The 17,561-nt window shown below is 33.5% G+C and carries 17 protein-coding genes and 2 tRNA genes; 6 read left to right on the plus strand and 13 right to left on the minus strand.

What is annotated here, in order from left to right; genetic code table 11:
- Positions 1-1,599 (minus strand): spore germination protein, encoded by a 1,599-nt coding sequence (locus ACJDU8_RS05540; protein WP_406791162.1) that lies wholly within the window; start codon positions 1,597-1,599, stop codon positions 1-3.
- A 129-nt stretch (positions 1,600-1,728) separates the two neighbouring features.
- The gene (locus tag ACJDU8_RS05545) at positions 1,729-2,616 is read right to left on the minus strand and encodes a phosphatidylserine decarboxylase (protein ID WP_406791163.1); all 888 of its coding nucleotides are present in this window, start codon (positions 2,614-2,616) and stop codon (positions 1,729-1,731) included.
- A 209-nt stretch (positions 2,617-2,825) separates the two neighbouring features.
- Here ACJDU8_RS05545 and ACJDU8_RS05550 point away from each other — a divergent pair, with 209 nt between their 5' ends.
- A complete protein-coding gene (locus tag ACJDU8_RS05550; RefSeq protein WP_406791164.1) occupies positions 2,826-3,398 on the plus strand; it encodes a TetR/AcrR family transcriptional regulator in 573 nt (190 codons plus the stop codon).
- Positions 3,399-3,410: 12 nt separating this feature from the next.
- On the opposite strand, the gene ACJDU8_RS05555 is transcribed toward ACJDU8_RS05550, so the two are convergent.
- Together ACJDU8_RS05555 and ACJDU8_RS05560 are read right to left on the minus strand one after the other, a co-directional pair.
- On the minus strand, positions 3,411-5,012 hold the full coding sequence (locus ACJDU8_RS05555; RefSeq protein ID WP_406791165.1) for an ABC1 kinase family protein: 1,602 nt from the start codon (positions 5,010-5,012) through the stop codon (positions 3,411-3,413).
- Between the two features lie 30 nt (positions 5,013-5,042).
- Positions 5,043-5,345, minus strand: coding sequence for a phasin family protein (locus tag ACJDU8_RS05560; RefSeq protein WP_406791166.1), 303 nt, complete (start codon positions 5,343-5,345; stop codon positions 5,043-5,045).
- Positions 5,346-5,532: 187 nt separating this feature from the next.
- On the opposite strand from ACJDU8_RS05560, the gene ACJDU8_RS05565 reads away from it, so the two are divergent.
- From ACJDU8_RS05565 to ACJDU8_RS05575, 3 genes are all read left to right on the plus strand, one after another.
- Positions 5,533-5,609 (plus strand) — tRNA-Arg (locus ACJDU8_RS05565).
- A gap of 181 nt (positions 5,610-5,790) precedes the next feature.
- Positions 5,791-6,228: a nucleoside deaminase gene (locus ACJDU8_RS05570; protein ID WP_406791167.1), complete on the plus strand. Its 438-nt coding sequence runs from the start codon at positions 5,791-5,793 to the stop codon at positions 6,226-6,228.
- Between the two features lie 42 nt (positions 6,229-6,270).
- A tRNA-Ser gene (locus ACJDU8_RS05575) sits at positions 6,271-6,359 on the plus strand.
- Positions 6,360-6,845: 486 nt separating this feature from the next.
- On the opposite strand, the gene ACJDU8_RS05580 is transcribed toward ACJDU8_RS05575, so the two are convergent.
- The 3 genes from ACJDU8_RS05580 to ACJDU8_RS05590 all read right to left on the minus strand — a co-directional run bounded on the left by ACJDU8_RS05580 (position 6,846) and on the right by ACJDU8_RS05590 (position 9,242).
- The gene (locus ACJDU8_RS05580; protein WP_406791168.1) at positions 6,846-7,955 is read right to left on the minus strand and encodes an aldo/keto reductase; all 1,110 of its coding nucleotides are present in this window, start codon (positions 7,953-7,955) and stop codon (positions 6,846-6,848) included.
- Positions 7,956-8,150: 195 nt separating this feature from the next.
- Entirely contained in the window at positions 8,151-8,636 is a 486-nt protein-coding gene (locus ACJDU8_RS05585) for an SDR family NAD(P)-dependent oxidoreductase (protein WP_406791285.1), read from the minus strand.
- 24 nt (positions 8,637-8,660) lie between these two features.
- Positions 8,661-9,242, minus strand: coding sequence for a Crp/Fnr family transcriptional regulator (locus tag ACJDU8_RS05590; protein ID WP_406791169.1), 582 nt, complete (start codon positions 9,240-9,242; stop codon positions 8,661-8,663).
- A 348-nt stretch (positions 9,243-9,590) separates the two neighbouring features.
- Between ACJDU8_RS05590 and ACJDU8_RS05595 the strand changes: the two genes are divergently transcribed.
- A complete protein-coding gene (locus tag ACJDU8_RS05595; protein WP_406791170.1) occupies positions 9,591-9,752 on the plus strand; it encodes a PadR family transcriptional regulator in 162 nt (53 codons plus the stop codon).
- A 107-nt stretch (positions 9,753-9,859) separates the two neighbouring features.
- On the opposite strand, the gene ACJDU8_RS05600 is transcribed toward ACJDU8_RS05595, so the two are convergent.
- Positions 9,860-10,741, minus strand: a complete 882-nt coding sequence (locus ACJDU8_RS05600; protein ID WP_406791171.1) for a LysR family transcriptional regulator — start codon at positions 10,739-10,741, stop codon at positions 9,860-9,862.
- A gap of 174 nt (positions 10,742-10,915) precedes the next feature.
- Between ACJDU8_RS05600 and ACJDU8_RS05605 the strand changes: the two genes are divergently transcribed.
- A complete protein-coding gene (locus tag ACJDU8_RS05605; protein WP_406791172.1) occupies positions 10,916-12,370 on the plus strand; it encodes an MFS transporter in 1,455 nt (484 codons plus the stop codon).
- A gap of 424 nt (positions 12,371-12,794) precedes the next feature.
- Here the strand turns inward: ACJDU8_RS05605 and ACJDU8_RS05610 are convergent, their stop codons facing one another.
- The 5 genes from ACJDU8_RS05610 to ACJDU8_RS05630 are packed head-to-tail and all read right to left on the minus strand — an operon-like array spanning position 12,795 to position 17,544.
- Complete coding sequence (locus tag ACJDU8_RS05610) at positions 12,795-13,631, minus strand: SDR family oxidoreductase (protein ID WP_406791173.1); 837 nt, start codon at positions 13,629-13,631, stop codon at positions 12,795-12,797.
- A gap of 30 nt (positions 13,632-13,661) precedes the next feature.
- Positions 13,662-14,333: a 4'-phosphopantetheinyl transferase family protein gene (locus tag ACJDU8_RS05615; protein ID WP_406791174.1), complete on the minus strand. Its 672-nt coding sequence runs from the start codon at positions 14,331-14,333 to the stop codon at positions 13,662-13,664.
- A complete protein-coding gene (locus tag ACJDU8_RS05620) occupies positions 14,333-14,560 on the minus strand; it encodes an acyl carrier protein (protein WP_406791175.1) in 228 nt (75 codons plus the stop codon). Before ACJDU8_RS05620 ends, ACJDU8_RS05615 begins: the two co-directional genes overlap by 1 nt.
- 3 nt (positions 14,561-14,563) lie before the next feature.
- The gene (locus ACJDU8_RS05625) at positions 14,564-16,237 is read right to left on the minus strand and encodes an AMP-dependent synthetase/ligase (protein WP_406791176.1); all 1,674 of its coding nucleotides are present in this window, start codon (positions 16,235-16,237) and stop codon (positions 14,564-14,566) included.
- Between the two features lie 11 nt (positions 16,238-16,248).
- Entirely contained in the window at positions 16,249-17,544 is a 1,296-nt protein-coding gene (locus tag ACJDU8_RS05630; RefSeq protein ID WP_406791177.1) for an aminotransferase class I/II-fold pyridoxal phosphate-dependent enzyme, read from the minus strand.
- Positions 17,545-17,561 lie beyond the last annotated feature (17 nt).

A 17,561-nucleotide genomic window follows, 5' to 3' on the forward strand; every position in this document is an offset into this window, starting at 1 on the left:
TTATTGTCCTTTCTCATTTTTGTTATTTTCAGCAGGTGGAGCAGGCTTTAAATAAGGTTTTTGCCGTCGTGAGTTATTGGCATAATAGGGTCTATTGCTCATGCGCCACCAAGGAAATCTTATTACAACATCTTTAAGTTCCTTGAAATTTAAAGGTGCCATAGGAGAAAGATAATTTACACCAAATGATCTCAGTGATGATAAATGAATCAAAAGCAGAATAATGCCAATCATAATTCCATATAAGCCTAAAAATGCTCCTAAAAACAACATAAAAAAGCGTAAAATACGAATAGCATAACCCATATCATAAGATGGTATGCTAAAAGAAGCTATTGCGGTAATAGCTATAATAATGACAGTAATAGGTGAAACTATACCAGCTCTAACAGCTGCCTCACCAATAACAATTGCACCAACCATACCTACGGTTTGATTGGCAGGTGAAGGAAGACGGATGCCTGCTTCTCTAAATGCTTCAAAGGTGATTTCCATCATCAGTGCTTCAATAAGAATAGGAAAAGGAACTCCGCGTGCAGCTCCGAGAATACCAATAAGCAGAGGAGTTGGGATCATTTCTTTATGATATAAAGTAACTGCTACAAAACATCCGGGCAGCAAAAGTGAAATTCCAAAAAAAATCAATCGTATTAATCGAATGAATAAAGCAGTTGGATATCTTTCATAATAATCTTCACTGGATTGTAAAAATTGAATCATAGTGGCAGGAAGTATCAAAATACAAGGTGTACCATCTATTAAAACGGCTAATCTACCTTCTAAAATGCCAGCTGCTACCCTATCTGGTCTTTCACTATGCTGAATTTGCGGAAATAATGTATAGGAAGTATCTTCTATTAATTCTTCTATATATCCACTCTCTAAAATGGAGTCTACGTCTATTTTTTGAATTCTTTTTCTTACTTCTTTAACAATACTGTCGTCCACTATTCCCTGCAAATAAGTAATATTTATTTTTGTTTGGGTCTGCCTACCTACTATGAATTCTTCAATTTTTAATTGATAGGATTTGATTCTTCTTCTAAGCTGCGAGATATTTGTGGAAATATTTTCTGTAAATCCTTCGTTTGATCCTCTTAGTACCTTTTCAACGCTTGTTTCTGATATATTTTTTTCCTTCCAACCTGGGGTTGCGATTTTTAAAGCTTTAATGTCTCCATCTAATAAAAATACAGTATTTCCATTTAATAAAGCATATACTACTTCTCCAATAGTTGATATTTCACTTGTGTTAGCAATCCGAAGAAAATGTTTCTTAGTTATTTCTATAACATGATTTGATGCTAAATCTTCTAGTGGTATTTCCTTAATATCCATAATTGATGTTATTATATTTTCATTAATTAATTTAACATCTGCCAGGCCATTTATGAAAATAAGCGCAGAGGAGCATTTGATTGTATCTATAACAAAGTCATGATAAACTATGTCAGTGCAATTAGAAAATAAGTTATATAAAATATTTAAGTTATCTGAAAGAGATTTATTTAAAGGCAAATTTTCTTCATTATAAGGTAATTTTTGTGTATAAATAGGTGCTGAAGCTGAAATATTGTTAGAATTAAAAAATTTCCTCACAATTAAAATCACTCCAATAAAAATTATAATTTATAATTATTCTTTGCATTATAGAAGAAAATATGCAACTTGATATTGTGTGGACTGCACTTTTTAAATTTTGTAATAAGTATCTGAAAATAAATATTTTTAATATCTGCTGCCTATACCTTCTCCCATAAGTACTTTAGTCTCATATCCAATACTAGATTGTTCTAACAAGTCTTTATGGATTTTTACTTTATTTTGTTGAAAAAATAATATAACTGTAGAACCGCCAAATTTAAAATATCCTTTTTCATCTCCCTTTGATATATTTTTTCCCGGGAAATATGTTTGTACTATAGTTCCTACACATGTAGCACCTACCTCTATATAAAGAAGATCTCCAAAATTTTTTGAATGAAAAATGCTCCATTCTCTTTTATTTTTGCAAAAAATATGGGGAATGTTCTTTAAGGCAATTGGATTTACGGAGTAATAGTCTCCTTTAATTTTGGAAGTAACATCACATACTCCATGATCTATAAAATGAAATCTATGATAATCAGTTGGACAAAGTCTTAGTATTAAACAGGTACCCTTATCAAATTTTTTGGCAATTTCCATGTTACATATCAGATTATACAGACTATATGTATATCCTTTGATTTGAACAAGTTCATCTAAATCTATATTCTCATATACCTGAAGCCTGCCATCCCCAGGGGATACTAAAATTTTTTCATCCATGTCAATAGATCTGGCATTGTCTTTAAGAGTTCTTGAAAAAAAATCATTAAAACATTTAAATTTGTTATAATTCTTTTCATAATCATTCATATTTATGTTAAAATTTTGTATAAAAGGATAAATTTTTCTTTTACTGAATTTACTATTACAAAAGTATCCATATAATTTAGAGAATATCTTTTTTTTTATTATAAGTTCTAAAAATTTCATTCCAACAGGAGAGGAATAAGTCCATTTTAGATAATTTCCGGCTGCTATTTGTTCTATTTCATATTGTTTAGTTTTTCTATTAAAATACTTAATCATTTTTACCTACCTTATTACAATTATTTTGAATCTATACTTGAAATCTGTTTATAATTTATTTTAGCATTATAGTGATTATATAGAAATAGTTTACATGTCCATATCTTTAAAAAGTTATTGAGTTGTTTTCATAACACAAGTATAATAAAATTAGATATAATTATACTGACCAGTCGATAATTATATAATAAAAATCTGGGGTGGTCTTTATGAATAATACAAAAAGGACAATTTTTCAATCCGCCATAAAAGTTTTTTCAAAGAATGGATATAATGGAGCAACCATGGATGCCATAGCTTCAGATGCGGGTGTAGCAAAAGGAACTTTATATTATCATTTCAAAAGTAAAGAGGAAATATTTAAATATATAATAGAAGAGGGAATGAATGCACTTATAGAAAAAATAGAAATTGATTCCAAGGAAGAAAACAATGCTCTAAATAAGATAAAAATTTTATGTAAAGCCCAATGGGGATTGGTTTATGAAAATAGAGATTTTATTAAGGTAGTAATGAGTCAACTCTGGGGTGAGGAAATAAGACAGATAGAACTTAGGGAATATATAAGGTCATATATAATTTATACACAGAACTACTTAGAGCAGTCTATGGCAGAAGGCAGTATAAAAAGGTGTGATTCCTCCTTTTTAGCGTATACTTTATTTGGCACTATTTGTTCTGTTGCTGTTTATGAATTAATGAATGAAGATAAGAGGGATCTGGATGACATGATAGAAAATCTCATGAATTATATTTTAAATGGAATAAAAAAAGGAGAGTGATTTAATCCCCTTTTAAAGTCTTCCAGATTTCAGTATTGAAATTATTAATGCAAGGCTAATAAATATAAACAGTATAAAGTCTATAATACCTATTAAAGGTATGCCATAAATTTTAGGACCTATATTAAGATTTAGAATTAAAGAAGAGCTTATAAGCATAGAACACACTATTAAGGAAATTGATAATCTATTTACCATCTTGTTTAATTGGTTTATAGAAGTATCAATTTTATTAAATTTTAATTGAATTTTAGCTCTTCCGCTGAGTATACTGTCTATTAATTCTATAGTTTTCATTGGAAGTTTTGAGAAATTCTTTGTAAAATTATAAGAGTTTATTATCATATCTTCTAAATTTATACCTTGAAGGTAATAAAACTTGTTGTTATCTTTTACAAAAGGTATAGCTATGTCTAAGATATTAATTTCAGGTGCAATCTCAGTTATTAGTCCTTCTACTATAATTAAGCTTTTTACTAGCAATATTAAATTTTTAGGTAGAGTAATGTTGTTGTTTTTTGCGCATTTAAAAATTTCTGTCATCAGTACTGAAATTTTTATATTCTTAAGTGAAGTGGATAGATAGTTTACTAAAAACAGTTCTATATCTTCATATAGTTTATTTCTATTTATGAGTTGTTTTTTTACACCTATGGATATAATTGAAGACACAAGTTTATCTATATCTTTGTATACTATAGCTATGATGATTTCATTTAAAAGTGATTTAAGTCCAGGAGAAATTATACCCATTATACCAAAGTCTATAAAACATATTTTTCCATTAAGTATCATTAAGTTGCCGGGATGTGGATCAGCATGAAAAAAACCATCAGTGAATACTTGCTTAAAGAAAGATAGTGCTAGTTTTTCACCTATATCTTGTAGATCACATTTTTCTTCTTTTGATTTTGTTATATCATTTATTTTAAATCCATGAATTTTTTCCATTGTTAATACTTTGATCCCAGACAATTCTTTTAATACATAAGGCACATAACAAAAATCTGTGTTTTTATTCAACTCTTTGAATTTTATCATATTTTCGCACTCTAATTTAAAATTCAGTTCTTGCTCAGTAGAAAATAGCAATTCATCTAAGGCCTCTTCAGGGTCTATTAGTACATTTCTAAACTTATTTTTAGTAAGCTTTATAATTTTATACAGTAATGTTATATCAGTTTCTATTTTTTCTTTTATTCCAGGCCTTTGTATTTTTACAATGACCTGTCTTCCATCTCCTAAAATGGCATTATGTACCTGAGCGATAGAGCCAGATGCTAAAGGAGTCTTTTCAAAATATAAGAAACAATCTTTTATGTTTTTATTAAATTCATTGAAGAATACTCTATCTATATTTTCATATTTTTCAGGAAGTACTTCGTCTTGAAGCTTTGAAAGTTCTTCAATGTACTTTGGAGGTAGTATATCTGGCCGTGAACTTAGTATTTGGCCTATCTTTATAAATGTAGGGCCTAAGGTTTCAAAAGCTTTTCTAAGATTTTCAGGAGATTTTTCTTTGTTAGAATTTTTAGTATCTATTAAGAATTTAAAACCATATTTAGTTAGTACTTTTAGTATTTCTTTAAATCTTTTTGAGGATTTTTTGTTCATAAATATATTTGATAACTAAAGCCAGGGGCTTTAGTCATCATTATTTAGTTTATTTTCAATTTTATTTAATCTTTCATTTATTGCTGATATATCATCTTTAGTGGCAAAATTCATACTAGCTAATATGGATGTAAGTTCATTTTTAGTTATAGGCTTTATTTGTTCTCTTTTAGCTAGGGCAGTTTTCTTTAATTCTTCAGATAACTGTTTTCCCTCATCAACTGTTATTCTTCCTTTTTGGACCATTTCCTGAATTAGTTTTGCTGCTTTTTCATAAGTGTATGCGGCAGAGCCGACTCCAGCTAAAAATAAATTTCTTAATTCATTAATCATATTGATTCCTCCCTATAATATAATTTTTAATTTTACGGGTAAATATATACATTTTTCTAAGTAATATTTTAAAATAACTTAGAATATAATATATTTATTTTGCTATTATTAGATAAAAGAGTAAAAAGAAATTGACAATTATTATAAACTATAATAAAATGTTAAAGTAGCAATTATACATAAATATGCGCTCGTAGCTCAGTAGGATAGAGCAGCGGTTTCCTAAACCGCGTGCCGGGGGTTCGATTCCTCTCGGGCGCACCATAAGTCTTGTAAATGATAATATTTACAAGATATTTATTTTATAGAAATATCTTTGTTCATTTTAAGTAGTATACCCTTATTTTATATTTTATTTATTGTTGGTAGTTTATATGTGTATTTATTATAAAAGCAGTCTATATTAAATTTAAATTATTAATACAATTTATTTTCTGAGGTAATTATGGATGATTTTATGCTTGAGGCTATAAAGCAAGCTAAAACAGCATTAGAGTTAGGGGAAGTTCCAGTAGGAGCTGTCATAGTGAAAAACAATAGTGTAATATCAAGAGCTCATAATTTAAGAGAAACACTAAAAGATAGTACGGCTCACGCAGAAATACTCGCTATAAGAAATGCCTCAAAAGTAGTTAAAAATTGGAGATTGAAAGATTGTAGTATGTATGTTACATTAGAACCTTGTCCTATGTGTGCAGGAGCCATATTGCAGTGTAGAATAAGTAAGTTATATATAGGAACCTTTGACCCTACCATGGGAGCTTGTGGTTCTGTGGTTAATGTATTACAAAATAAGTTTTTGAATTATTGGACAGATATTCAATGGGTGTATAATGAAGAATGTAGTAGTATGTTAGCAGAATTTTTCAGAAGTAGGAGATAACTACATAAAACTTTTCTATATAAAAACTAAATAATTTTATATGGAAGCGTATCGAAGTGGTCATAACGAGCCGCACTCGAAATGCGGTTGTCCTAACGGGCACGTGGGTTCGAATCCCACCGCTTCCGCCAAAAAGACAAACCTTTTTTAACGTTAGTTATAAATGGGTTTGTCTTTTTTTATAGCATAAGCCTTGATTTCAAGCGAGCTTAGAACCTACCTAACATAATTCCTATAGAAATAGTTGGCAAGGTACAGTTTGAAAAGGAATCCCATTCAAACATACAAGCAAATGACGATGGTTCTACAGAGAGAAAGGCCACCCATGTACGGTTTGCAGAATGTTTAGAGTAATTTATAGCAATTAAGAGTTTCAAATTTTGAATTTTTATCAAAATTTGAAACATTTAAGAGATTAAAAATCGCCTATCAAGGTAGAATATGGTATCTAAAGAACTGGTTGAAAGATGTGTATTGTCTAAATGAAATAAGATATCCAACGCATATTTCCAAATTACGGAATCTACTTTGCAGTACATGAGACGAATGCTCCCATTAGGCCTGTTAAAAAAAGCTTGAGGTAAAGGTTATGCTGCAGAAATGACACGAGCATTATTTTACTCCATTAATTCAATATGAATTTTTTTTAGTAATTGTGGAATTTTAAGGGTCTGTGGGCAATGCTCTGCACAGATTCCACAAGATATACATTGGTCTGCACCACAACCTGCAGGTACAAAATTATTTTTATATACTATTTTGTCTAGGGGATGTGACTTCATAAGCTGTTGACTATTATAAAGCTTAAATATTTCAGGTATTTCTACACCTCGTGGGCATGGCATACAATATTTACAACCAGTGCAGCCAATACTATTTTTGCGCTCATATGCTTCACGAATCATTTTAATTAAATTTAAATCTTCCTCTGACATAACATTTGGAGTTGCATGCTCAAAAATTTTCAAGTTATTTTTTAACTGTTCTAAAGTGCTTGTGCCACTTAAGATAAGAGATACTTCTGGCATGTTGTAAAGCCATCTGAAACACCACTCTACCAAAGAACGTTTTTCTGGGTATTGATTGATTATATAATGTACTTCCTTTGGTATATTATTTGCTAAAAACCCACCTCTGAGCGGTTCCATTATAACTGATGCTAAACCTTTATTTGCAGCATATTTTAAACCTTCAACGCCAACTTGTTGTTTCTCATCCAGTATATTAAGTTGAATTTGAGCCATCTCCCAATCATACGTGTCCACAATTTGTTTAAATGCCTTTAAAGTATTGTGAACAGAAAATGCTTTATGAGCTATTTTACCTTTTTGAACCATCTTATCTAAGAAAGTAAAACCATCAAATTTTTTAACCTTCTCCCAATTTCCATAATTCATATTATGCAAAAGATATACGTCAATATGATCTGTTCCAAGTCGTATCAATTCCTTATCTAGATATTTTTCAAAGTCTTCATGTCTGGTAATATTCCAAATAGGACTTTTGGTAGCTAAATAGGTTTTATTTCTATAACCATTCCTTAAGGCTTTTCCAGTTATAACCTCACTGCCTTTATAAATAAAGGCAGTATCAATATAATTTACCCCATTATCCAGAGCATAACGTACCATTTCAATGGCCTCTTTTTCATCTGAAGGAAACCGCATACAACCGAGCCCAAATCTTGACACCTTTATTCCTGTTTTTCCGTATTCTACATATTCCATATTTCTTCACTCCTTCTATAATATATCTAGGTTAATAAAGGCGAACCTACACTCCTTTCTATAATTTTGTCTTTTAATACAAAGTTTAGAGTAAAATTTAAGTAAAGGTCAGGTCATTTGTAAATTGTAACTTAGCCTTTGCAGATTGCTATAACAAAAAATTACTCAACTTATTCCCGTTTAATTAAGTCAACGTCAGGTAATCCTGGTAACCATGAATAAAATATTGGCTGACTTGGATTGTGCATAAGCTCTCATGGCATTGTATTCCGTTTTTTGAAAATTTATATCATCAGATATAATTCCACCAAGTCTATGTCCACGAGATGCTACTTCAATAACCCTGGAACCATTTGCTTTCTTGAGTGCTGGAAATAATCTGGCTGTCAATTGAAAATGTTCCAGATGATTTGTAGCAAATTGATATTCATACCCTCTTTTATCTCTAGTTAGAGGAGGAGCAATAATTCCGGCATCATTTATTAGTAAATGTATTGGCCTATTTCTTTTCAGAAACTTGTTAGCAAAATCATGGATTGAACTGGGTATTAATAGATTGAGATATTCAATTTCAACATTAGATATTTTTCTCAGATTTCTTTTTGCTCTTTTGACATCCCTTGTAAGAACAATGACTTTTACACCAATGCTGGCTAATGCCTTCGTAGTTTCAAGCCCTATTCTAGGGGTAGCGTACTTCTAGTTTTAATTTTCTTCCCTGATAACACGGCGGATACGGCTCAATGAAACTGGCGTAATTCCCAAATATGAGGCTATATACGCATGACTGACCTTTTTGTCGATGTCAGGATATTTTTTTTTCAAGTCTAGGTATCGCTCTGTGGCTGTTTTGGTGACGAGGTCAATTTCCCTCAGTATCTTCTGCTTTAGGGATTCCTCAAGCATGTTGATGTATGCCATCATTAAACCTTGGTGAGTTCTAATTTGATTTAAGAGAACTGTTCTATTTAGCTCAATGGCTGTACATTCTACCAATGTTTCAAAATTGCATACATGTGGTTTGTCTATAGTTAAAAAATCGGAACCATAAATAGAGCCTTCAAAAATGAACAAATGAGTAACATCATTTCCGTCCATATCCAAATAATACCCGCGTATGATGCCAGATAATAGGAGGTATACTTTATGCTCAGTCGGAATTATGCTACCTTTTTTAATGGTGATGCTCTTATTAAAATCCACAAGCTTATTCAAGGTTTCCTCATTGATATATTTTTTGTAATGTTTTAGTATCTGTTCAATCTTTAGTGTGAATTTATTATTCATTTTGTTGCTCCTTTTTTCTATTTATTGTAATTGTAGCGTTTAATACAAATTCGTGCATTAACATATGTTAATTTCACGATAATTTTTGTTATTGTTAAGAAAAAAGTAGTTATTTCCACCGAAGATGCTATTACTGCAAAGCAAGTTGCATAATTTGGAAATTTATATCAGATATCTTATTGAATTTATACGTTATTGTTATTTCGTGTAATATTTGGTAGGATATCTAATGCAAATCTTTAAATTATAGAATATACTTTGCTTCTATGTCATGAAAAGGAGATATAGAGGTTCTTAATGAAATATTCCTGCCAAAAGAACAAATAGTAACAAATTACGGCCACTCTAATGAATGGCTATGAAATAAAACAATTTATGAACATAAGTACTGCAAAATTTTGTATTGTAAGCTTCGGAAGTATTTATCCTGCATTAAAAAGAATGGAGAATAAAGATATGGTTATCTCTACGGAAATCGTTGATGGAGGAAAATATAAAAAAATAAATTGAACTACTACATAAGAAGGAAAAGGATTGCTGTGCAGCAGTCCTTTTCCCTTTGTTCATCTTTATTTTTTAATGCTATATTCTAGCAAATGACGGAGTGCATCTTAAAGTTAGTTTTTGGAATTGGATAAACCATTGTGCTGAGTCTTTAACACTTCGACGAATTTTGTAAAGGCGCTTGTAACAACGCTGTCCCTGTGCCGGATGAAGAACGTATGAACTACACTGTATTGTTTAGGAATGGAAAAAGAGCGCAGCAATTCTGCCTGCTCATATTGTTTAATCGAAGATTCCGGTACAAAAGATGCCCCAAGGCCACTAATCACGCCATTGATGATGGATTCCAGATTGTTAAACTCAATATAGCGCACGTCATATATGCCGTTCACCTTTAAAAAGCTCATCAGCAGTTCACGATTCGGACAACCGACTGTATTCATCAAAAACGGCTGAATATATACATCCTGCACCTTTTTTATTTTTGGAGAAGTGATGAGTACGAATTTCTCCTCATAAACCAGTTCTTTAACAAAACTCTTTTCCTCAAAAGAGGAAGACTTCACGAAAGCTCCATCGAGCTGGAAATGGAGAAGTTTTGTAATCAGTTCTTCCGACCCCGCAGTTACCAGAGACAACTCAACTTTAGGATATTCTATATGATATTGCGAAAAAGCCTCAGGAAGATTAATGGAGGATACCACGTAGTTCGCCCCGATGGCCAAGCGGCCTGACGGCTCGGTAGTGTCACATAGCACTTCTTTGGCTTCATCAAATAGATGCAGAATCTGTTCTGCATAAGGCAATAGCTTCTCACCGGCCGGAGTTAGGACCATACCCCTCTGGCGGTAGAATAAAGGGGTTCCAAACTCTGACTCAAGATGCTGAACCCTCGCCGTTACATTTGACTGCACATAACCTAGATTTTGTGCCGCTTTGGTGATATTTCCTTCTATTGCGACGGTACGAAATATTTTCAGATCGTTGCTTTCCATCATATTCACCTCACATAAGTATCACTAATAATGATTTATTATATCTGATATAATCATTTTACATCATAATAACTTCTCTGTAAACTATAAATAAATCGATTTGATAGAAAAAACATCTGATTATTGCTGTCAGTGGAAAAACAATATACTAATTACGGAAAGAAGGGTATGATTATGAAACACACAAACAAACACAGATGGGCAATTCTCTCAGTAGTTACACTTGTGTCATTCATTACGAATGTGGATTCCACTATTGTTGTCATCGGACTTCCAAAACTCATGCAGGGCTTACATGCCTCAATTATTATAGGTCTATGGAGTATTACATCGTATATTATTACTAGTACAGTATTTTTGCTTCCTGCAGGCCGTTGGTCTGATATGGTGGGCAAGAAACGAATATTTATCTCGGGATTTACAGTTTTTACAGTTGCTACAGTTCTTTGCGGAGTCGCAGGTTCTGGAGCATCATTAATACTGTTCCGGTTTATCCAAGGAATTGGTGCTGCACTGGCCCTTTCCACAGCTACACCTATTATTATAGAAACATTTCCTCAAAGTGAACTCGGTTTTGCCATTGGAGTAAACTCTACTTCGTGGGTATTAGGTGCGATTATGGGTCCGGTAGTTGGAGGGGCACTAATCAATTTTTGGGGTTGGCGTTCTATCTTTTTTGTCACAGTACCATTTGCTCTCATTGGTATTATCACAGCGACATTTGTTTTGAAAAACGACAGCAGCTTGTTTAAATTTAGAACAGATTGGGCTGGAATTCTTACATTTGGCGCGGGACTTACGCTTTTTCTCATCGTTCTTTCAGAAGGTCAGTCGTGGGGGTGGTTTTCTCCACTTATAATTACACTTACAATCCTAATTGTCGTATGCTGGACAGCCTTCACCTTAATTGAAAAGAAAGTAAAATTCCCACTTTTTGACCTCCAACTTTTTAAAAATGGTCGTTATACTATTGGCCTTATTATGGAAATCAGCTATTGCATTGGATATTTTTCAATTACGTTTCTATTGACTATCTATTTACAGGGAGCGCTACATTTAAATGCTCTCAATGCTAGGATACTATTGATTCCACTATCTGCACCTCAGTTAATTATGGGACCCTTTGGAGGGAAACTGGCAGATCGATTTGGGACAATGCGCCTCCTCATTATCGGTTTTATATTTTTAACCATTGGCATGTTCTTCATGGGAAATCTTGGCGTTGAATTATCACTTACAGCCTTGATCCCACCGTTGATTGTTATTTCGATTGCAAACAGTCTAGCATGGCCCTCGTTTGTAAAAACAGTATTGTCACAAGTACCACAGGAACATACAGGTGCAGCTTCTGGTATGTTCTTTACAGTTTATAATGCTAGTCGTGCCCTAAGTCAAACATTTGTACTGCTAGCAATCGAATTAGGAGTATCATCAACTGTTGTAACTCGTGCTCTTGTCGGATTATCCAAAGAGCAAAGCAGTAGCATCGTTCACATATTAGTTTACTCCACTAACACTGGTTTTCGTATTTTTACCAGCTTCTTTGTCATAGCACTTATATTGGTCCTTTTTTTAGCTTTTACAAATAAGCAAAATCAGATGCGAGAGGATCTCCTAACTGACAACTGAACCCACTAGAAAACTAATTACCAACTCTGATTTTTGACAAAAAATAGGCGCTCATTTCTGAACACCTAAGTCTAAAAAAGGGGCTGCTGCACCCTAACTTTTATTTGTTAGTTGTGCAACAGCCCCTTCTTATTTCAGCAAGTCAAATAAATAGTGCTGGAAAGGAAATGGTTTATCTTCGTTCAAAGCCAGGAAAAAGTCTAGCGGATGTGTATTCCGTAATCAGGAAATTCGCATCAAATATCTTATTGCAATTGGCTAATTATGGAATATGATGTTTTACCCCTGGTTACACGTTTGCTGTTATTAGGCTTAATATTCTCTCTGGCTTTTTTCTTTCCACATACAAATTTATTATTATTCTCAATACAAAATATGTTGGTAAGATAACTTTTATTTTATCTACCAACGTATTAAACATATGCTAAGCATAAAGTTTTGTTACAATATATTCCACTATGCGATTCGGCAGAAGCCATTTCAAAAATACCATAATCTTGTTTATAGAGCCTACTACCTGTCTAACTGGTGGATTGCTGCTATTTAGGATTTTCTGTACCGTTCTTACTATCCCATCAGGTGATGGTCCTGTCTGTTCATCCTTTACCATCCTAGATATAGATCTATTAAAGACGTTTTTATAAATTGAGTTCTCTGAAGCCCTTACAAAAACTCTATTGTTAGTAAATCCGGTTTGGGTATCTCCTGGCTCTATCAACACCACCTTGATTCCAAAGGGCTTAAGTTCCATCCTCAAACCTTCCATTAAGGCTTCCATGGCACATTTACTAGCACTGTAGAAGGATTGGAAAGGTACTGTAATCAATCCTGCCACAGAGCTTATATTTATTATCAGTCCATGTCCCTGTTTCCTCATGATAGGTATCACACTTCTACAGATTCTGTGAGCACCGAAGAAATTCGTATTAAATTGCCTAAAGGCTTCTTCATCGCTGGTATCCTCCACAGCTCCCGCTATACCAAAGCCTGCACAATTAATCAAAATATCCACCTTACCTTCTTTCTGCTTTACATCTAATACAGCTTTATTTATGGATTCCTCTGAACATACATCCAAGCAAAGCATTTTTATAAAACCTCTATCTGAATTAGTCTCCGGTATAGTCTTTAAATCATCCTCATACTTCCGACTGGTACCATAAATTTTATAGCCATCCATAGCTAAAGTTTCTGCAATAGCCTTCCCTATACCTGATGAAGCACCTACCACCAGAACAACCTTTCCATACGTTTTTTTCATTTTAATCCCCCTCATAAAAGGATATTTTATTTATTGGTTAAGACGCTGATTCATATCAATAAAATCCAGCATACTCTCTATTGACACCTTTATAAAGCATTGGCTTTTTCTTTCTGGACTACATACCGTTATAACATAGTTTTCATAAATATTTGAGGTTAATAAAAATCCATCTTTACAGGCATTACCTTTTTTGTCAATGCCAAAGTTAATTTCCCCAAGTGCTTCTGATATGCCTTTTCCCGTAGCCTTTAGGTAGCTCTCCTTCTGGGTCCACAATACTGTAAATTCACTCCCTGGCTTTTTAGAACCTTTAATACTCATAATCTCTTTATTGGAACATACCTTCTTCAACACAAAGGTATTTATTGTAAGAATTTCCTGAATATCCATACCCGCAGTTTCTCTAGATATGGCACAAGCAGCTCCTAATTTACAATGACTTAAATTGAAAAATACTGGTTTAATCCCACCAAAATGCGGTTTCCCAAATTCATTGTACTGGAAGCTTGTATCAGAAAGTATGATGCCTTCTTTTTTTAATCCAAAAAACAATAATACATATGCAACTATTGATAGGTATCTATCTCTTTCTTTTTTAATCCGTTTGGCCTTATTTCTTCTATCCTTTGGCAGAAGTGGCATTACCTTTTTTATAAATTCTTTATCAAGTTTATGAAGCTCAGTAAAATAATAAACCATTACTTAGTATTTTTTTCGAGGTATTGGACCACATCACCAACACTTCTCAACTCTTTTATGGCTTCCTCGGGGATATCTATATCAAGCTCCTCTTCAATATCACATATCATTTCCATCATTGTATAGGAGTTTATTGCCAGATCATTTATTAAAAGACTATCCATATGTATTTCTTCAGCCTCTATACCACTATATTTTGCAATTGTTTCAACAACTTTCTCAAACATATTTCAGTTCCTCCCATCTCTTATAATCTTTTTACTTGAAGTTTTTTTGAATTCCTCTTCTCTTATTTTATATTTGCCTATATTTTTATAGTAGGGCAGTCTTCTGTTGATTTCGTCAATTTTTTCAGAAAGCTCTTTTTCTATATCCTGTGGGTTTTTGTCTTTTATTAGTTCATTATCCACATAGACTTCCGCCACAATGCACATTTGGTTGTTTTTCTCATCCTTTTCGGAGTAAACCAAGACTTCTTTCACAAATGGTATATTCATTATGTGCATTTCTAGTTCTTCCGGATATATGTTTTTGCCATTGTTAAGAATAATAACATTTTTTGACCTTCCTGTTATGTACAAGAACCCCTCTTTATCAAGCCTACCTATATCTCCTGTTTTAAACCAATTATCACAAAATGCTTTTTCAGTCAGCCCTTCATCTTTATAATACCCCTTCATAACAGAGTCTCCTCTCACAAGGATTTCACCTTCTCCGTCTTCATTGGGATTGTCTATCTTCACTTCGCAGCCGTCCAAAACAGTCCCAACACTTCCGTCCTTATAATAATTATTCTTATTCACAGCAACAATAGGTGAACACTCTGTTATTCCATATCCGTTAAGAACATTTACTCCAAAGCTTCTAAAGCCTTTTATATATTTAGGATCTATATGTGCACCGCCGCATACCATAAGCTTTAATTCTCCTCCAAAGCTTTCTAGTACTTCTTTAAAGAAATATTTTCTTAAATCTATACCTACACATAAAAGAGCATCACTTATTCTGCATATGCTTCTCAGTGTTTTTTCCTTATTATTTGATTTTGCTGTTCGCCATATTGTATTATAAAGGGACTCAATATAGAGGGGAACTAAAAAAAGACTTTTCGGCTTATATTTTTTCAAATCTCTTGCTATTCTTTTCATGCTGCTGTTGATGCATATGCAGGTTCCAGTATACAGCATGCCTATTACACCGGCAGTCATACCAAAGGTATGATGAATGGGCAGAATAAGAACAGATGGATTATATGGCTCAATATTTTTAGCTCCACCAATTACATTTGACATTAAATTCTTATGGGTCAGCATTACGCCTTTACTAATCCCTGTAGTTCCTGAAGTATAGTGGATAGCCGCCAGCTGTTCCTTGTTTATTTTAATATTGCTGAATTCAGAATTGCCAAGGGAAATTGCCTCTTTCCCTTCCTTTATCAAGTTGTTGAAGATTATAAACTTAGAGCTACTATCTTCCATAACTATTGACATGAAAGGAGCTTTCATGTTTTTTTCCACCTCTTCTGCTGCTTTCTGATATGCGGCAGAAAAAACAAAAACTTTGCAATCTACTTCCTGCAATAGCCAAAGGATTTCTCTGGGGTTTAGATCCTTATCAAAAGGTACAATGACATTTCCCGTTGCTAATGCTGCAAAGTATGTTACAATCCATTCATAGCTGTTTTCTCCAATTACCGCTATGTGAGAATCCTTGATATTTCTTTTTGTAAATACTGTGCCTAAATATTTAACATCCTCAAAAAACTCAACATAGGTCTTCTCCAGCTCTTTATTCCCTTTCCTATATTTAAAAGCAACCTTATCTCCATATTTTTTCGCACAGTTTTCTACCAATTCTTTTAGATCTTTTATATCTTCTGTTTCATATAGCGGATAATTTTTCATTTATATTCCCCTTAAATAATATTGTACTCACGGCCTACCTGTTCCAGAGCATTCAAGGCCTTGTCCAAATGCTCTTTTGTATGTGCAGACATAATACTCATTCTGATTCTGGACATTTTTTTCGGCACTGCTGGATATACTACAGGATTTACATAGATATTCATCTGATGAAGTCTTTTGCATACTTCCTTCACCTTTAGGTCGTCACCAATAATAATTGGGAAAATAGCAGTTTCTGAACCCCCCAGATTAAACCCCATATCCGTAAGATTTTTCTTAAAATAACGGATATTACTCCACAGCTGCTCTCTTAACTGAGGTTCATCCTCAATAACCTCCATAGCTGCAATCAAAGAGCCTGCTGACTGAGGTGTCATAGCTGTGGAAAACATATAGGTTCTAGAATAGAAATGCAACAGCTCAATCAATTCCTCCTTAGCGGCAATAAAACCTCCTACAGAACCCAGAGCCTTAGAGAAAGTTCCTGCCACAATGTCAACCTTTCCTTCTATATGGAAATGTTGAGGAGTTCCTCGACCTGTTGCACCAATAACACCGCTGGCATGGGCCTCATCCACCATAACATAGGCACCATGGGCTCTTGCAAGCTCAACGATCCTGTCTAGTTTGGCAATATCCCCATCCATGGAATAAACACCATCTACAACAATCAACTTTGTCCTATATTTGTCCTTCACCTTTGACAAGGCATGCTCCAGAGAATTCATATCATTGTGCTTGAAGATTTTTGTATTTGTATTCTTACACCCGTCAAGGATACTTGCATGTACCAATATATCCAGAATGGCAATATCATTTTTTCCCAGCATAGAAAGCAGAGTGCCGCAATTGGAACCAAAGCCCGAGGTATAGATAATCGCTGACTCACAGCCCTTAAATTTTGCCACCTTCTGTTCCAGCTCAATATGAAGATCCAGAGTTCCTCCCAATAAAGGCACGCTCCCTGCACCTGATCCATATTTTTCTAGTGCGGCCCTTCCGGCAGCGATGGTTCTAGGGTGCCTGGTTAAATTAAGGTAATCATTGGAAGCCAAATAAACCATTTCTCTTGTTTCACCAGTATAGGGGTCTCTGACTTTCATCGAAGGACTGGAACCATTCAAAGAAACACGTCTGTACTGTGCATGCCTTTTTTCAAACAAATCCTCAGAAAACTCCTTAAATATCCGTGCCCTGCTCATAATATCCTGGTTCTCAACCTCCATAAAATCTGCCAAGCTATAATTCCTTGAATCTATTTTGTTTTCCTGCATAATGTCCTTATTTATTTCGAATATCTTCTCCAAAATCACGTTCTCCTCTC

Source organism: Candidatus Clostridium eludens (assembly GCF_045310515.1).
Lineage (GTDB): Bacteria > Bacillota > Clostridia > Clostridiales > Clostridiaceae > Clostridium_B > Clostridium_B eludens.